The organism is Streptomyces sp. NPDC007907 (assembly GCF_042959365.1).
GTDB classification, from domain to species: Bacteria; Actinomycetota; Actinomycetes; order Streptomycetales; family Streptomycetaceae; genus Streptomyces; species Streptomyces indiaensis.
This window is the reverse complement of sequence record NZ_JBIBKR010000006.1, coordinates 421117-437220: the sequence shown is the minus strand read 5'-3', so window position 1 is coordinate 437220 and position 16104 is coordinate 421117. Positions and strand designations below refer to the sequence as shown.

Annotated in this window: 14 protein-coding genes; 6 read left to right on the top strand and 8 right to left on the bottom strand. The window is 73.0% G+C overall.

Translation table 11 applies throughout. From position 1 onward, the window contains the following. The first annotated feature begins 100 nt into the window (after positions 1-100). Entirely contained in the window at positions 101-1501 is a 1401-nt protein-coding gene (locus ACFZDI_RS26410; protein WP_391253724.1) for a hypothetical protein, read from the top strand. A gap of 14 nt (positions 1502-1515) precedes the next feature. On the opposite strand, the gene ACFZDI_RS26405 is transcribed toward ACFZDI_RS26410, so the two are convergent. Beyond that, complete coding sequence (locus ACFZDI_RS26405) at positions 1516-3555, bottom strand: UvrD-helicase domain-containing protein (protein WP_391253722.1); 2040 nt, start codon at positions 3553-3555, stop codon at positions 1516-1518. A gap of 267 nt (positions 3556-3822) precedes the next feature. Between ACFZDI_RS26405 and ACFZDI_RS26400 the strand changes: the two genes are divergently transcribed. Continuing rightward, positions 3823-4014, top strand: coding sequence for a hypothetical protein (locus ACFZDI_RS26400; RefSeq protein ID WP_104786066.1), 192 nt, complete (start codon positions 3823-3825; stop codon positions 4012-4014). 123 nt (positions 4015-4137) lie between these two features. Here ACFZDI_RS26400 and ACFZDI_RS26395 read toward each other — a convergent pair whose 3' ends face one another. Then, positions 4138-5781 (bottom strand): DNA repair helicase XPB, encoded by a 1644-nt coding sequence (locus ACFZDI_RS26395; protein ID WP_391253720.1) that lies wholly within the window; start codon positions 5779-5781, stop codon positions 4138-4140. Between the two features lie 232 nt (positions 5782-6013). Further along, positions 6014-8551: a helicase-associated domain-containing protein gene (locus tag ACFZDI_RS26390; RefSeq protein ID WP_391253718.1), complete on the bottom strand. Its 2538-nt coding sequence runs from the start codon at positions 8549-8551 to the stop codon at positions 6014-6016. Positions 8552-8704: 153 nt separating this feature from the next. On the opposite strand from ACFZDI_RS26390, the gene ACFZDI_RS26385 reads away from it, so the two are divergent. Further along, on the top strand, positions 8705-9697 hold the full coding sequence (locus tag ACFZDI_RS26385; protein WP_391253717.1) for a hypothetical protein: 993 nt from the start codon (positions 8705-8707) through the stop codon (positions 9695-9697). 62 nt (positions 9698-9759) lie between these two features. Further along, positions 9760-10401, top strand: coding sequence for a haloacid dehalogenase-like hydrolase (locus tag ACFZDI_RS26380; RefSeq protein ID WP_391253715.1), 642 nt, complete (start codon positions 9760-9762; stop codon positions 10399-10401). Here ACFZDI_RS26380 and ACFZDI_RS26375 read toward each other — a convergent pair. Beyond that, complete coding sequence (locus tag ACFZDI_RS26375) at positions 10380-10628, bottom strand: hypothetical protein (protein ID WP_391253713.1); 249 nt, start codon at positions 10626-10628, stop codon at positions 10380-10382. The genes ACFZDI_RS26380 and ACFZDI_RS26375 overlap by 22 nt on opposite strands. 164 nt (positions 10629-10792) lie before the next feature. Between ACFZDI_RS26375 and ACFZDI_RS26370 the strand changes: the two genes are divergently transcribed. Further along, positions 10793-11176, top strand: coding sequence for a cold-shock protein (locus tag ACFZDI_RS26370; RefSeq protein ID WP_003991106.1), 384 nt, complete (start codon positions 10793-10795; stop codon positions 11174-11176). 25 nt (positions 11177-11201) lie between these two features. Here the strand turns inward: ACFZDI_RS26370 and ACFZDI_RS26365 are convergent, their stop codons facing one another. From ACFZDI_RS26365 to ACFZDI_RS26350, 4 genes are all read right to left on the bottom strand, one after another. Next, entirely contained in the window at positions 11202-12050 is an 849-nt protein-coding gene (locus ACFZDI_RS26365; protein ID WP_234849640.1) for a 1,4-dihydroxy-6-naphthoate synthase, read from the bottom strand. Continuing rightward, complete coding sequence (locus tag ACFZDI_RS26360; RefSeq protein ID WP_391253711.1) at positions 12040-12867, bottom strand: futalosine hydrolase; 828 nt, start codon at positions 12865-12867, stop codon at positions 12040-12042. Before ACFZDI_RS26360 ends, ACFZDI_RS26365 begins: the two co-directional genes overlap by 11 nt. Then, positions 12837-13310, bottom strand: coding sequence for a DUF2771 domain-containing protein (locus tag ACFZDI_RS26355; protein WP_391253709.1), 474 nt, complete (start codon positions 13308-13310; stop codon positions 12837-12839). The genes ACFZDI_RS26360 and ACFZDI_RS26355 overlap by 31 nt, the downstream gene beginning before the upstream one ends. Before the next feature lie 105 nt (positions 13311-13415). After that, positions 13416-14849 (bottom strand): MFS transporter, encoded by a 1434-nt coding sequence (locus ACFZDI_RS26350; RefSeq protein WP_234849643.1) that lies wholly within the window; start codon positions 14847-14849, stop codon positions 13416-13418. 273 nt (positions 14850-15122) lie between these two features. On the opposite strand from ACFZDI_RS26350, the gene ACFZDI_RS26345 reads away from it, so the two are divergent. Beyond that, the gene (locus ACFZDI_RS26345) at positions 15123-16049 is read left to right on the top strand and encodes a DUF3027 domain-containing protein (protein ID WP_391253707.1); all 927 of its coding nucleotides are present in this window, start codon (positions 15123-15125) and stop codon (positions 16047-16049) included. Positions 16050-16104: the final 55 nt, after the last annotated feature.

Sequence of the window (16104 nt, the reverse complement as noted above, 5' to 3'; positions counted from 1 at the left end):
CGGCCAAAAGTTAGAGACGGCATTCCGCTTTTCCCCGCCGAGAGCGGAAATCACGGCGCGCACTGCTTCGTCCCGCGTCACCCTTGTCTGGCTGCTGCCGATGCTGTGGACGACGGCCTGCGGTCTGTGGGGGCTCGCGCGGCAGGACAGCGTGTGGCGGGACGAGGCCGCGACCTGGCAGGTGGCTCAGCGCTCGACCGCCGAGATAGGGCACATGCTGGGAAACGTGGACGTCGTCCATGGGCTCTACTACCTGCTGATGCATGTGCTGTTCGAGTGCTTCGGCCCCGGCATCACGACGCTGCGGCTGCCGTCGGTGCTGGCCACAGCGGTCGCTGCGGCCTGCGTGGCAGTCATCGGCCACCGACTGGCCGGCGCGTGTGCGGGCCTGGCCGCCGGGATGGCCTTCGGGCTGCTGCCGGCCGTGCAGTTCTATCTCCAGGAGGGCCGCTCGTACGCGTGGGTCGCGGCCGGGACCGGAGTTTCCACCCTCCTCCTGGTGACCGCTCTGCAACGGCCGGTCCGCAGGCGTCACTGGGCCGCATACAGCGGCGCCGTCCTCTTCACGGGCCTGCTGAACTGGCTCTCGCTCATGATCCTCGCTGCGCACTTCGTCACGCTGCTCTGGACGTCTGCCCGGCGCACGGTCCTGGCTCGCTGGACGGTGGCGGCCGGGTGCGCAACGGCTGGTGCGCTGCCGTTGATCGTGTTCAGCCGGAGTCAGTCCGGGCAGTTGTCATGGATACCGCCGCTGTCCGCGCACATGTTGATCGGCCCCGGGGTTCTGCTGGCGATCGGGTGCGTCGGCGCGCTTCTGGACCGGCCGCGGGCCGGCCGGTTGTCATCGGCGGCCGTGGGATTGCCGCTTCTGGCGGTGCCGCAACTCGGCCTCATCGCGCTGTCGTTGATCCAGCCGTTGTTCCTGGACCGCTACATCCTCTACAGCATGCTGGGGCTTGCGCTCCTGATCGGTACCCTCGTCGACGCGGCGGTACGGGCGGCCCGGCCCCGCTTCCCGGGAGCGTCGAAGGGCATCCTCCCGATGGCGCTAGCCGTGGCGATGCTGGCACTGCTGCCGCAGTCACTGGCCAAGCGATCGCCGTCGAGCAGGGTGGACGACGTCCTGGCGGTGGCCGCGGAGATACGGCACCTGAAGCAGACCGGGAACGGGGTCCTCTTCATACCGTCGGCGCGTCGGGACACCAAGTCCGTCTCCCCGGACGCCTTCACGGGCCTCAGGGACATAGCGCTGGTGGAGACACCGGTGGAGTCCGGCACTCTGAAGGGCGTGGAGGCGGCCCCGGCCCGGATACGCGCCGCGCTGCTGGCCGAGCAGCGGGTCCTTCTGGTGACGGACGCCTCTCGGGTGGCCCGGCCGGTGACGAATGCCCGGGACAGAGTGAAGACGGCCGTCCTGCGCACCTCCTTCACCCCCGTGGCCGACGAAGAGATCCGCGGCCGCAGGGTGACGGTGTACGAACGCCGGCCGACGACCCGCTGACCGCCCGTGCGCCATCAGGCCAACTGCGGTGGCAGCGGGGCCGTGTGCGTCACCGTGAGGCCTGACACCGCCCTGGTCAGAGCCACGTACAGGCGGCGCAGGCCGGTGCGTTCGTCGGGTTCTGCGTCGACCACCGCCCGGGGTTCGTCCAGGACCACGTAGTCGTACTCCAGGCCCTTCGCCAGTGACGCCGGGACCAGGGTCAGACGGGTGTCCGTGGTCGTCTCCTCGCCGGGCGCGAGGTACGGGATTCCGGCCTGCTTCAGGGCGCCGGCCAGCTCCGGGACGCGAGCGTCCGCCGCGATCAGGCCCGTCGAGCCCTCGTGGCGCAGCAACTCGCGGCAGGCCTCGACCACGTCCGTCGTGCCGGCAACCGGCCGGACCTCGAAGTGGCCCGGGTTCTCGCGGATCGAGGCCACCGGGGTCAGCCCGGGGGCGATGTGCGGGAGCAGCCGCGAGGCGTAGGTGATGACGTCCGTCGGAACGCGGAAGCCGGCCGTCAGCTCCTCCACCAGGGCGTCCGGCTTGCCGAGGTGGGCCAGCGCCTCCTGCCAGCTCCGCGTCGCCCAGGGCGTCGTGCCCTGCGCCAGGTCGCCGAGGACGGTCGCGCTGCCGGTGGTGCAGCGGCGGCCGACCGCCCGGTACTGCATGGGGGAGAGGTCCTGCGCCTCGTCGACGACGACGTGCCCCAGGGAGTGCGTGCGCCGGATCAGGTCGGTGGCCTCGTCGATCAGGACGGCATCGGCGGTGGACCACTTCGCCGCCTTCACACTGCGCGCCGGCTTCACCCAGAGGATCGCCTTCTGCTCGTCCTCGTCGAGGATGCCGTCGGCGTGCTCGGCGAGGAACTCCCCTTCCGACAGCAGCCGCAGCACCAGCTTCGCCGGGTCGACGGCCGGCCAGACCGCCTTCACCGCCGCCTTGACCGCGCTGTTGCGGGCCACCGCGTCCTGCACCCGGTCGTCCGGCGCCTCGCCCGACCGCTCCATCTGCACCAGCACGGCGTGCGCGATGCGCTGCGGCAGGGCCTCGCGCGCGGCGCCGTAGCGGATGTCGCGGTCGAGCAACTCGCGGACCATCTCCTCCAGTTCGTACGCCGGGACCCGCCAGCGGCGCGAGCCGCGCACGACGACGACCGGCTCGGTGGGCATCGTGACGTGCGAGTAGAGGGCCCGGCGCAGCACCCGCGCCAGCCGGGCGTCGCCCTTGACGACGGCCGCGGCCGCCTCGTCCGTGCCCTTGATCTCCACGTGCGCCACCAGGTCGGCGACGGTGGCCTGCTGCACGGTCAGCTCGCCCAGCGCGGGCAGGACCTGCTCGATGTAGTGCAGGAAGGACCGGTTCGGCCCGATGACCAGGGTGCCGGTGCGGGCGAGGCGCTGGCGGTGGGCGTACAGGAGGTAGGCGACCCGGTGCAGGCCGACGGCGGTCTTCCCGGTGCCGGGGCCCCCTTGCACGCACACCGTCCCGGAGAGGCCGGACCGGACGATCTCGTCCTGCTCCGGCTGGATCGTCGCGACGATGTCCCGCATCGGGCCGACACGCGGCCGCTCGATCTCCTGCTGGAGCAGCTTGCTGGTCCGGGAGGTCTCGGCGGGGTCCGACAGGTGCTCGTCCTCGTACGCCGTGATGTCTCCGCGGGTGTAGCCGAAGCGGCGGCGCAGCGCGATGTCCATCGGGTCCTTCTTGGAGGCCCGGTAGAACGGCTGCGAGACCGGCGCGCGCCAGTCGATGACCATGGGGTCGCCGTCGTGGTCGTGCACATGCCGTCGCCCGATGTAGAAGCGCTCCCCCTCCGCCCCCTCGGCCTTGTCGCTCCCCGGGGCGTGCAGGTAGTCGAGCCGGCCGAAGAACAGCGGGGTGTCGCTGAGGTCCGCCAGGGCCTTGATGCGCTCCTCGATCTGGCGGGCCAGCACCTCCGCGTTGACCCAGTTCGCGGTGACGTCGCTGATGTCGAGGGACTCGACGTCCTCGCGCATGGCACGCAGGGCGGTTCTGGACGCGGCGAGGTGGGAGCGCTCACGCGCGAGCGGGTCGTCGACGGGCGTGGACAAGGGGGTGCCTCCGGAGGGACCTGCTGAAGAGTGGGCGGTGAGATGCCGGCCGGTTTCCGTCCGGTCGGCGGCACTCCGTGAGGGAGGCGGGCAAGAGCGGAGATCTTAGAGGAGCCGGGGCGGTGACCGCGAACGGTTTTTCCGCCCCCTAGGGGACGGGCCCTTCCACCTCGGGGCACGGGGTCGGCCCAGCGGCGTACGCGGCGGCCGGGAGGTTCGGTCCGGAGACCGACGCGGGCCTTATGGGTCGAAACGCACCATGGAGACATGAGCGCAGCAACCATCCACCCCGCCCCGGCACCGGGCCGCCCGCCCGGCGCCACCGCAGTGACAGGCAGCCACCGGCACCGCCTCGGCGACGCCCTGCGCGCCGTCAAGGTCTTCGCGGGCGCCGCCTTCGACGTGATCGTCCTCGGCCAGTACGGAGAGGAAGTCGGCGTGGTCCGCCGCCACAAGTGACCCGACCGGCGAGTCCCTGGACGTGACCCGACACGCCGGCCCCCGGAAGTGACCTGACCCGTCTGTCCCCGGAAGTGACCCGGCCCGCCCGCCCCGGGTGACGAGCCGGCCCGCCCCTCCTGCTCAGCTCTCCGCGAGCAGCTCGTCCGCGTCCATGATCCGGTACGCGTACCCCTGCTCCGCCAGGAAGCGCTGGCGGTGGGCGGCGAAGTCCTGGTCGATGGTGTCCCGGGCGACCACCGAATAGAAGTGCGCCTGGTGCCCGTCGGACTTGGGGCGCAGGACCCGGCCGAGACGCTGGGCCTCCTCCTGCCGGGAGCCGAAGGTGCCCGAGACCTGGATGGCGACCGTCGCCTCCGGCAGGTCGATCGAGAAGTTCGCGACCTTGGACACCACGAGCACGCTGATCTCGCCCTCCCGGAAGGCGTCGAAGAGCTTCTCCCGCTGCGCGTTCGACGTCTCGCCCTTGATCACGGGCGCCCCGAGATGCTCACCCAGCTCGTCCAGCTGGTCGATGTACTGCCCGATGACGAGGATCTGCTGCCCGGCGAACTTCCTCACCAGCGCCTCGGTGACCTTCCGCTTGGTCGCGGTCGTCGTGCAGAAGCGGTACTTCTCCTCCGTCTCGGCCGTGGCGTACGCGAGCCGCTCGGAGTCGGTGAGATTGACCCGGACCTCCACGCAGTCGGCGGGCGCGATGTAGCCCTGCGCCTCGATCTCCTTCCACGGCGCGTCGAACCGCTTGGGACCGATCAGGGAGAACACGTCCGACTCCCGGCCGTCCTCGCGGACCAGCGTGGCGGTCAGACCGAGCCGCCGCCGCGCCTGGAGGTCGGCGGTGAACTTGAAGACCGGCGCGGGCAGCAGGTGCACCTCGTCGTAGACGATGAGCCCCCAGTCCCGCGAGTCGAACAGCTCCAGGTGCGGGTAGACGCCCTTCCGCCGGGTCGTCAGCACCTGGTACGTGGCGATCGTGACGGGCCGGATCTCCTTCTTCGTCCCGCTGTACTCGCCGATCTCGTCCTCGGTCAGCGAGGTCCGCTTCACCAGCTCGTGCTTCCACTGCCGGGCGGAGACCGTGTTGGTGACGAGGATGAGGGTGGTCGACTTCGCCTGGGCCATCGACCCGGCGCCGACCAGGGTCTTCCCGGCGCCGCAGGGCAGGACGACCACGCCCGAGCCGCCGTGCCAGAAGTTCTCCACGGCCTGCTTCTGGTACGGCCGGAGCGCCCAGCCGTCCTCCGCCAGCTCGATCGCGTGCGCCTCGCCGTCGACATACCCGGCGAGGTCCTCGGCCGGCCAGCCCAGCTTCAGCAGCGTCTGCTTGATCTGCCCGCGCTCGGAGGGGTGCACGACGACGGTGTCGGGGTCGATACGGGCTCCGACCAGGGGCGTGATCCGCTTCGACCGCAGGATCTCCTCCAGCACCGGGCGGTCGGTGGTGGTCAGCACCAGTCCGTGCGCCGGGTGCTTGGACAGCGTGAGACGGCCGTAGCGGTCCATCGTCTCGGCGATGTCGACGAGCAGCGCGTGCGGCACCGGGTAGCGGCTGTACTGCACGAGCGCGTCCACGACCTGCTCGGCGTCGTGGCCCGCCGCGCGGGCGTTCCACAGGCCCAGCGGGGTCACGCGGTAGGTGTGGATGTGCTCCGGCGCCCGCTCCAGTTCCGCGAACGGGGCGATGGCCCGGCGGCAGTCGTCGGCCTGCTCGTGGTCGACTTCCAGGAGCAGGGTCTTGTCGGACTGGACGATGAGCGGACCATTCACGCGCGGCACCCTTTCTGTGGCCGGAGGGCTCGGACGGCTCGACAGCGCGATGCCTCGGCCAAACGTCCAGTGTGCCTGATCGACCGTGTCAGGTGGTGTGATCTGCGCGTCCGGTCGTACTGAATGCCGATTCATCCCGACGTGTGGTGCGCATTCAGTTTTTCCAGCGCGGCCCCGAAGAGCATGAACGTCCGCCCGCACCCGAACGGGTGACGCGGCCCGCGCGGGGCCGTCAGCCCGCGTCGTCGGCGAGCTCCGCCACCCCGGTGATGCGGTGCAGCGGAAACGTACGGACCTCGTCCGCGGTGTGGTCGTACGCCGTGACGAAGCCGCCCTCGACCCGGATCGGGGCGATGACCCGCTGGCTCGCGGCGCCCTCGGCGTTGACGAAGCCGATCCACAGGGCCTCGCCGGTCAGGACGGCGGCCTGCATGGTGGCGAGGGTCTCGGCGGCGCCGGTGCGGGGCAGTTCCCCGTTGGCCGCCGGGGCGGAGCCGGACTTGCGCGGGGTGGTGGAGGCCAGGTCACCGGCCCGGACGGCGCGCAGCGCGGCCGACAGGAGGGTGTCGTCGGGGACGGGCGGCCCGTCCGGGACCGGCTCGGGCGCGGCGCGGGGCGGGGTGCGGTGGGCCAGGGCGCGGGTGATCAGCACGTCGCCCTCCGCGGACTCGGCGGCCGGCGCGAACCCCATCGCCCGCAGGCCTTCCAGCAGCCCCGCCGGGTCGGTCCGGGCGGCCAGCACGGTCGGCGCGAGCCGGCGCAGCCCGAGCCCGGCGGCCCGCTTGTCCGCGAGGATCTCGCTGAGCACCGCGTCGTCGTCGCAGCGCACGTACGCCGAGGCCGCCCCGACCCGCAGATGGCCGTGCCGGCGGGCCACGTCGTCGATCAGGTACGCGAGCGGCTGCGGCACCGGCGTGCGGGAGTGCGCGGCGAGGAAGGCGTGCAGGTCGGAGGCGGCCTGCCCGGCGTCGAGGGCCCGCCGCACCGAGCCGGGCGTGAACCGGTAGACGGTCGCACCGCCCTTGGACTCGACGTCCGCCAGCACGCCCAGCATGTCCGCGAGCGGCCGCTTGAGGGGCCCGGGCGCCACCGCCGTCAGGTCGGCCTGGAGCAGCACGTGGTCCAACGGCTCGGGCAGCATCGGCGCGAGCAGCCGGGCCGCGGCGGCGGAGGCGACGGCCTGTTCGGCGGGGGAGAGGGCGGCGGGGGGCGCGGAACGGTGGTGGTGGACGGGCAGCTTGTCGCCCGGCCCGGAGGGTTCCGCCTCGGGGGCCGGTGCGGGAGGCACGGGCGCGCCCAGCAGCGCCCGGCCCTGGGACGACAGCGCGCCCCGGCCCGTGACACCCAGCAGCTCCGCCTCGGACAGCGCCCACTCGGCGAGCCGGCCCCGCAGGTCGTCCTCGCGCCGGTCGCCGCGCAGGGGCCGCTCCCAGCGCAGCCGGGCCAGCACGGACCCGGTGGCCGGCGCGGCGCCTTGCGGCAGTCCGGCGAGCAGCGCCAGCACCCGGCGCCGCACCTCGGGCGCCGCCGAGCGGTCCAGGCCCGGCCCGAGCGCCGACAAGGTACGGTCCTTGGCGTCCCGCCCGCCCACCAGACCGGCGGTCCGGGTCGCCGCGAGCCACGCCGTGACCAGCACCGACCAGCGCTCGGCGGCGGGCTGCTCCAGCCACTCGTCGTAGGCGGGGGTCGCCGCGTACCGCTCGTCGGCCTCGCCGTCCGAGGCGAGCAGGCCCGCCGCGTACGCCAGTTCCACCCAGAACGCCGCGGTCGGCTCCGGCACGTCGAGGGCGACGGCCGTCCGCTTCAGGTCCCGCACGCTGAGCCCACCGGCCCGCAGCACAGCGGGACCGCCCTCGTCCCAGTCCTTCAGCAGCTCCTCGACGGTCGCGAGCGCGGTGTACGCCTGCCCGGCCGCAGTGCTGTCCACAACCTGTGGACGATGAACGGCCGCCGCCTCGACCGCCGGCGGCACCGGCTCGGGCGTCCGGTGCGCCAGGCCGCGCCGCAGGTGCAGGGCCACCTCGCGCGGCAGGACAACCGTGCCGGGCGCCGTCGGCAGCAGCAGCCCGCGGTCCAGCAGCCAGCGCAGCCGGGGCGCCGGATCGGCGGTGACCTGCCCGTACGGCGGCCCCCACACCAGGCGTTCCAGCACGTCGAGGGAGTCGGCCGGGGCCTTCGCGAGCAGCGCGGCCATCCGGGCCCGGTCCGTGAACAGCCCCGTCAGGGCGCCCACCGCGGAGACCGAGTCGTGCGTCGAGGCCAGTCCGGCGGTCGTGACGATCTCCTGGATCCGGCCCGGGGACATCCCGGCGGTGGCCTCCTGGACCGTCGGGCCGAGCCCCGTCGGCGACGGGTGCTGCGGCGAGGGGGCCAGCAGCTCGCGGGCGGTGCGGACCAGCCGCAGCCGGTCGTCGTCGCCCCACACCAGCGCCTGTTCGCGCAGCAGGTCCAGGGCGTGCGGCAGGGCCGCGACGACGGCCGGGTCGGCGTCGTCCCCTGCCATGAGTCCGAGCAGTTCGTCGTACGTCGCCGGGTCCGCGGCCACGGCCAGCGCCTCCGCCGTCTGCAGCGCGAACCGGTCCAGCCGCTCCAGGGCCCGCACCACCGAGGCGCGGGTGCCGGCGCGGGTCGCGAGCTGGGTGAGGTCGGTGGGGACGGGCGTGATGAGATCGGGGCGGCTGCGCAGGAGCGCGCCCAGCGAAGCGTCACCCCGCGCGCGGAGCGCTTCCGCGAGGGAGCGGGGGGCCGGGGGCCTGTCCTCGGTGCTCATCCGGTCCACGGTAGCGGGTCGCCTCCCCGGCCCGGGTGGACTGTGCGCCGCCTCGCCCCCGTACGCGGGAGGGGCTTTTGGCGGCCCTGCGGGCACGCGCGGTACCGTCGTGCGAACGGCGTCACGCAACGCACCCGCCCCGGAGGGGACTTCGTGGGGATTGAGAGCGACCAGGTCGTTTACGAGTATCTGAGCCGTGTCGGCGACGTGGCCCAGCAGCGGCAGTTGTCGTCGGCCACGCGGATGCGTCTGGTCGCCGACCTGCGCAACGAGATCGACAAGCGTCGCGCCAAAGTCACCGTCGACTCGCCCGCCGCGGTCCGCCGCATCCTGTCCCGTCTGGGCAGCCCCGACGACGTCGTGACCGCCGCGGCGGACGGTACGGGCGGTGAGTCGCGCGGCGCCGCCGCCTCCGTGCCGGTGCAGCGCGACACCGAGCCGGTGGAGCGGGCCGAGCGGGCCAAGGGAGTCGTGCGGCGCGTCGTACCCCGGCCCCGACCCGCACGCCCCGCCGAGGAGCCGCACGCCGCGTCCTCCGACGGACCGGCCCCGCCGCACCTGGCCGCCGGGCACGAGCTCGGCGACAGCGCGGTCCAGCCCGACTGGTGGCGGGTGGACAGCGGCTCCTTCGGCGTGGGCGACGAGGTGCCGGGCTTCGTGGGCGGCGTGGAGCTGCCGGACCTGCTGAAGCCGCCGGCGCCGCGGAAGCCGGAGCCGGAGAAGCCGGCCGCCGAGGAGGCGGAGCCGGTCGTCGAGGCGGCGCGGGTGACCGAGAAGAGAGGCCGCCGTCTCGTCCCCCTCCCCGCCGGGAACTGGAGCAACCCGCTTCTGCTGATCGCCGCCGGGTGCCTGGTCGCCGGTGCCGTGCTCGGCAACTGGTTCGTGCTGCTGCTCGGCTGGCTCATCGCCTACGCCTCACGCCGCTTGACCCAGGCCGAGACCAAGTGGGCGGTCGTGATCCTGCCCGGCCTGTCCGTGGCGGGGGGCCTGCTCTGGTTGTGGGGCCGGATGAACGGCCGCTGGGGGACCCCGATCGCCGAGGGCCAGATGAACGCGGCGGTGTCGGAGACCTGGCCGTGGGTGGTCAGGGGTGCGGCGGTGGCGTCGGCCCTGTTCCTGGTGTGGCGCTCCCAGCGCGCGCGTTAGCGGACTCCTCCGGGGCCGTGGGTGCCGGGCGGACCGTCTGCCGTTCACACGCCCTGGGCACAATGGCCCATATGGCCTTCACGACCCCGCCCGTGCTCACCGTCGGCTTCGACCTCGACATGACCCTCATCGACTCCCGGCCCGGCATCCGCGCCTGCTACCAGGCGCTGTCCGAGCGGACGGGCACGTACATCGACGCCGACCTGGCGGTCACCCGGCTCGGGCCGCCGCTGGCCGACGAACTGATCCACTGGTTCCCGGCCGAGGAGATCCCGGTCATGGCGGACCTGTACCGGGAGATGTACCCGACGATCGCCATCACCGCGACCCCGGCGCTGACCGGCGCCCGCGAGGCCATCGCGGCCGTACGGGAGGCCGAAGGACGCGCGATAGTCGTCACCGCCAAGTACGAGCCCAACGCCAAGCTGCACCTCGCCCACCTCGGCATCGAGCCCGACGCCGTCATCGGCGACCTGTGGGCCGAGCAGAAGGCGGAGGCCCTGCGTGAGCACGGCGCGGGCGTCTACGTCGGCGACCACGTCGGGGACGTCCGCGGCGCCCGGGCCGCCGGGGCGCTCTCGGTCGCGGTGGCCACCGGCCCCTGCCCGCCGGAGGAACTGCGCGCGGCCGGCGCGGACGTCGTCCTCTCCGATCTGACCGAATTCCCGCGGTGGCTTTCGGACTACCGCCCCGCGCGCGCCTGACGCCGTCCCGCCGCCACGGAACACAGCACCCCGGCACCGGCCATCAGGAATCCGACGGCCATGAGCATGCTCAATCCGAACATGTACGTCGGAAAGGGAGTCGTCCCGAACAGCAGAGGGGCGACCGTGACCAGTGTGGCCAGGGCACCGATGAAGAAGACGACGGCTCCGGCCCGGACCAGGCGGTCACCGGGAGCGGCGGAATTCGTTTGGGTTTTGTCACGCACCCGACCAGGGTAGTTCCCAGCGCGAAGGAACAACCGGGTGACGTCTTGTCACCGGCTGCAAGAGCATTAGCCTTGGTACCGGCGGGTCCGTACGACCCGCCCGAGTGCTATCAAGAGCCGTTTCCCGAAGCAGTTTTCCGACGAGTACGAGGACGAGGACAGACGTGCCCACCGGCAAGGTCAAGTGGTTCAACAGTGAGAAGGGCTTCGGCTTTCTCTCCCGCGACGACGGCGGTGACGTCTTCGTCCATTCCTCGGTCCTCCCCGCCGGAGTCGAGACACTCAAGCCGGGTCAGCGAGTGGAGTTCGGCGTCGTCGCCGGACAGCGCGGTGACCAGGCGCTGTCCCTGGCGATCCTGGACCCCACCCCGTCCGTGGCCGCCGCGACCCGCAAGAAGCCGGACGAGCTGGCCTCCATCGTGCAGGACCTGACGACGCTGCTGGAGAACATCACGCCCATGCTGGAGCGGGGCCGCTACCCGGAGAAGACGGCCGGCAAGAAGATCGCCGGCCTGCTGCGCGCGGTCGCCGACCAGCTGGACGTGTGACGCCGATCCGGACGGGTGACGCCGATCAGGGGAAACGCAGCGCGTCCGGGCCGAGGGGCGGTACGAGTCCCTCGGCCGCCGCGCGGGTGAGCAGCCCGCGCACGGCCGCGTAGCCGTCCTCGCCCAGACCCGCGGTGAACTCGTTGACGTACAGCCCGATGTGCTGGTCGGCGACGGCCGGGTCCATCTCCTGGGCGTGCTCCATGACGTACGGCCGGGACGCCTCGGGGTCGTCCCAGGCGGCGCGCACGGACGTCCGGATCGAGTCGGCCAGCAGCCGCAGCTTCTGCTCGCCCAGCGACCGCTTGGCGATGATCGCGCCCAGCGGGATCGGCAGCCCCGTCGTGTGCTCCCAGTGCTCGCCCATGTCGGCGAGCTTGTGCAGCCCGTACTCGCCGTAGGTGAAGCGCGCCTCGTGGATCACGAGCCCCGCGTCGACCTTCCCGTCCCGCACGGCCGGCATGATCTCGTGGAACGGCATGACGACGATCTCGCCGACCCCGCCGTCCAGGGTGTCCGCGGCCCACAGCCGGAACAGCAGGTAGGCGGTGGACTTCTCACCGGGCACGGCGACGGTACGGCCGGCCAGGTCGACATCGGCCTCCCGCGTCAGTACCAGCGGCCCGCAGCCCCGCCCCAGCGCGCCCCCGCACGGCAGCAGGGCGTAGTCGTCGAGGACGTAGGGCAGTACGGCGTACGACACCTTCAGCACGTCGAACTCGCCGCGCTCGGCCATGCCGTTGGTGATGTCGATGTCGGCGAACGTCACGTCGAGGGCGGGCGCGCCCGGGACCCGGTCGTGGGCCAGGGCGTCGAAGACGAACGTGTCGTTCGGGCAGGGCGAGTAGGCGATCTGCAGCTGCTCAGCGGTCATGCCGGTTCCAACCCTCCAGTACGGGCGTGAGCTTCCCGAACCCCTCGGTCAAGGCTGCCAGGGCGTCGGCGATACGCCACGCGGCGCGGTCGCGCGGCCCAACGGGGTTGGAGATCGCCCGGATCTCCAGCACGGGCACGCCGTGCGCGGCGGCGGCCTCGGCGACGCCGAAGCCCTCCATGGCCTCGGCGAGGGCGGTGGGGTGCCGCTCCTGCAGCGCGGCGGCCCGGGCGGCCGTCCCGGTCACGGTCGACACGGTGAGCACGGCCCCGGTGCGGGCCCCGGTGGCCTCGGCGACCCGCCGCACCAGATCGGCGGGCGGCTCATGCCTGACGGTCCCGAACCCGAGCTCGGTGACCGGCACGAACCCCTCCGCGGTCTCGGCCCCCAGATCGGCCGCGACGACCTCGTCGGCGACGACCAGCGACCCCACAGGCGCCCTGGGGAGAAACCCGCCCCCGATCCCGGCGCAGACCACGAGGTCGTAGGGCGCCCCCTCGAGAGCGGCGGCGGTAAGGGCGGAAGCGGCAGAGGCAGCGGCAAGCGCGGGCCCCACTCCGACGGCGATCACATCGAGCGAGCAGCCTCTGTCACCGCCGTGCGCAGCCGCATCGCTCCCGCCGTGGGCAGTCGTTCCGCCGGGGCGGAACGGGTGAGCACGGCCGGCAGCGCCGAGCACCGCTTCATCGGGCCCCAGGGGCAACGCCCCCAGCCCAGCAGCCACCGCGTCCCTCTCCACAGGAACCGCGGTGGCGACAAGCACCCGGCGAGGCCGAGCGGCAGCGATCAGGCGTCCTTCTTCAGCTTGAAGTTCCACAGGCCGGACGGGTCCTTGCCGCCCTCCTTGATGGAAACCAGCGTCGAGTTGCCCTGCGCGCCGTACTGGGCGTTGAAGAACACGCTGCCCGGAATCGTGCGGTAGGTCTTCGTGCTGGAGTCGGTCAGCGGCTGACCGTTCATCAGGATCGTCCAGCCCTCGTCGGCGATCTCGGGGTCCACCCCGAAGCGCACCGTCTCGTCGGGGTCGACGGAGATGCTCTTGATGCCCTTGTCCTTCAGGCACCCGGCGAGATCGGACGGCTTCAGGGCGTCGCCCTCGCCGCCGCAGGTGGCCTCGGAGTTCACCGAGTCGCTGCCCACGGTGACCGTGGCCATCGGCGTCGGCTTGTCACAGGCCGACAGGACGAGCAGTCCGGCGGATACGACGCCGGCGACGGCGACGGCGCGGCGGCGTCGCACAACGGATTGCAACGTGTTCATGGGCGAAGGCTATCGGGCCCGCGCGGAGGACCGCCCACGCGGGGTACGGCTCCCCGGCAGATCCATCGGAAGGGCCCCTGCGCCCCCGGCCGCCCCACGCGGCACCTACGCCACCCGCGCCCGCCCCGTGCCGCCACGCCGGGCCGAGTCGATCAGCCCCCGTACGGTCGTCAGCCACCCGATACCGACGATCGCGGCGCCCACCGCCAGCCCGGCCGTGCCGTTGAGCGGCATCACGATGCCGATCGCACCGCCCAGCACCCAGGAGACCTGCAGCAGGGTCTCGGAGCGGGCGAAGGCCGACGTACGGACGAGCTCCGGCACGTCCCGCTGGATCAGCGCGTCCAGCGACAGCTTCGCCAGGGCCTGCGCGAAACCGGCGATCGCCGCCAGACCGGCCACCATGACCGCCCCGAAGAACACCGCCGCCGTGATCGCCGCCCCCGCCACGCACGCCACGACCGTCACGATGATGATCTCCGGTGCCCGGGACCGCAGCCACGCCCCCACGGCCGTACCGAGCGCGTTGCCCACGCCCGCCGACACGCCCACTATCCCCAGGGACACGGCGGCGCTCTGGCCGGACACCGGGTGCTCGCGCAGCAGGAACGCCAGGAAGAAGATCAGGAACCCGGTCAGACAGCGGATGGCGGCGTTGGCGGCCAGGGCGTGCGTGACCGCCGGGCCGACCGTGCGCAGCCCGGGACGTTTGACCGGCTGCCGGTGCAGCCCGTGCAGGTGCTGCTCGTCCGCCGCCAGCAGGGCACGGTCCTCACCCTTGGCGGAGTCGACCTTCGGCGGCAGTGTGAACGACAGGACCGTCCCCGTCACGAACAGCACGAAGGCGCCGTACAGGGGCCAGCGCGGGCCGATCTGCTGGAGTCCGGCGCCGACGGGCGCGGCGATGCCGGTGGCGAGCAGGCCGCCGAGGGTGACCCGGGAGTTGGCCTTCACCAGCGAGAAACGCGGGGGCAGCAGCCGGGGCACGACGGCGCTTCTCACCACGCCGTACGCCTTCGACGAGACGAGGACGCCGAGCGCGGCCGGGTACAGCTCCAGGCCGCCGCTGACGACCGCGCCGGACAGGACGAGCGCGAGCAGCGCCCGGGCCAGCATCGCCCCGGCCATGGCGGCGCGGCGGCCGTGCGGCAGACGGTCCAGGAGAGGGCCGATGACGGGCGCGAGGAGCGTGAAGGGCGCCATGGTGATGGCGAGGTAGAGCGCGACGCGCCCGCGCGCCTCGTCGGTGGGCACCGAGAAGAAGACGGTGGAGGCGAGGGCGACGGTGATCATGACGTCCCCGGCGCCGTTCACCCCGTGCAGTTCGATCAGCTTGCCGAGGCCGGACTCACCCGCGCCGTGCGCGTGCGTGGCCTTGCGGATGCCGCGGGCCGTGCCGGTCACCGGGAAATGCAGGGCACGGCCGATCTTGCGGAAGGAGCCGCCCACACGGCCCGGTCCGCCCGGTCGGATGCCTCCCTTGACCCCTTTCGACCCACCGGTCCCGGTGGCGCCCGGGGGTGTCTTCGCGGCTGCCACGACGTCATAGTGCCCCGATAAGGCCGTGGGTAGTGCCATTACCGCTTGTATAGGGCCTGTGGGGTGACGGCCCGGGGCGGCGGCCCGCGGGTCCGGTGGGCGGCGCAACAGGACCGGCGGTGTACGCGAAGTGGGGCGGAAGGGTAGCGTGCGTATCTCAGCCATCCCGCAAAATGGATGAAGGACGTCGACGCGGTCCCCCGGTCCGCTCCGTCCGCCCCTGTGCCGGGAGTGGCGCACTCGTGAGACGGCGTATGGAGAGAAGCGATACCTGTGAGCGCAGCGACAACGCGAAGCCGCACCCCTGACCGTCTGTGCGCCGAGGCCGTCGACCTCGCACGCGCCGCAGCCGAGGAGGCCGCCGCGCCCGGAATCGTCGGGGAGCACGTGGGGCTGGTCTCCGAGGGGGACCGCGTTGTCACGCACTTCTTCGAGTGCCGGGAGCTCGGCTACCGGGGCTGGCGCTGGGCGGTGACGGTGGCCCGGGCCTCCCGCGCGAAGATCGTCACGGTGGACGAGGCGGCGCTGCTGCCCGGCCCGGACGCGGTGCTGGCGCCCGAGTGGGTGCCGTGGAGCGAGCGGCTGCGCCCGGGCGACATGGGGCCCGGCGACCTGCTGCCCACCGACGCCGAGGACCTGCGGCTGGAACCGGGCTACTCGGGCGAGGACGAGGCGGCGCCGAAGGTGCCTGTGTCGCACGAGATGGCCGACCTGGTCGAGGCGGAGGACGCGGACCTCACCGGCGGCTCCGCGTCCGGCTTCACGGTCGCCCCCTCCCGCGGTTCGATCCCGGCGGTCGCCGAGGAACTGGGCATGCGCCGGGCCCGCGTCCTGTCCCGCTACGGCCTGTACAGCGCGGCCGACCGCTGGGAGGAGGCGTTCGGCCCGAAGACCCCCATGGCCCAGTCGGCTCCCGCGGCCTGCGTCAGCTGCGGCTTCCTCGTCCCCATCGGCGGTTCCCTCGGCCAGGCCTTCGGCGCCTGCGCCAACGAGTTCTCCCCGGCCGACGGCCGTCTGGTCTCCCTCGCCTACGGCTGCGGCGGCCACTCCGAGGCCGCCGTCATGCCCCGGCCGCCCCAGCCGGCCGCCCCGGTCATCGACGAGACCCGCGTCGACCCGTTCCCGCTGCGCCCGGCCCCGGACTCCGGCTCGGTGACACCGACCGCCGACGCGGACACGGAGGACCTGGGGCACTCGTAGCCCCCGCGTCCCACCGTCACCGCCCCGGCAGCCCGCGCCGGGCGGGCGCACACCG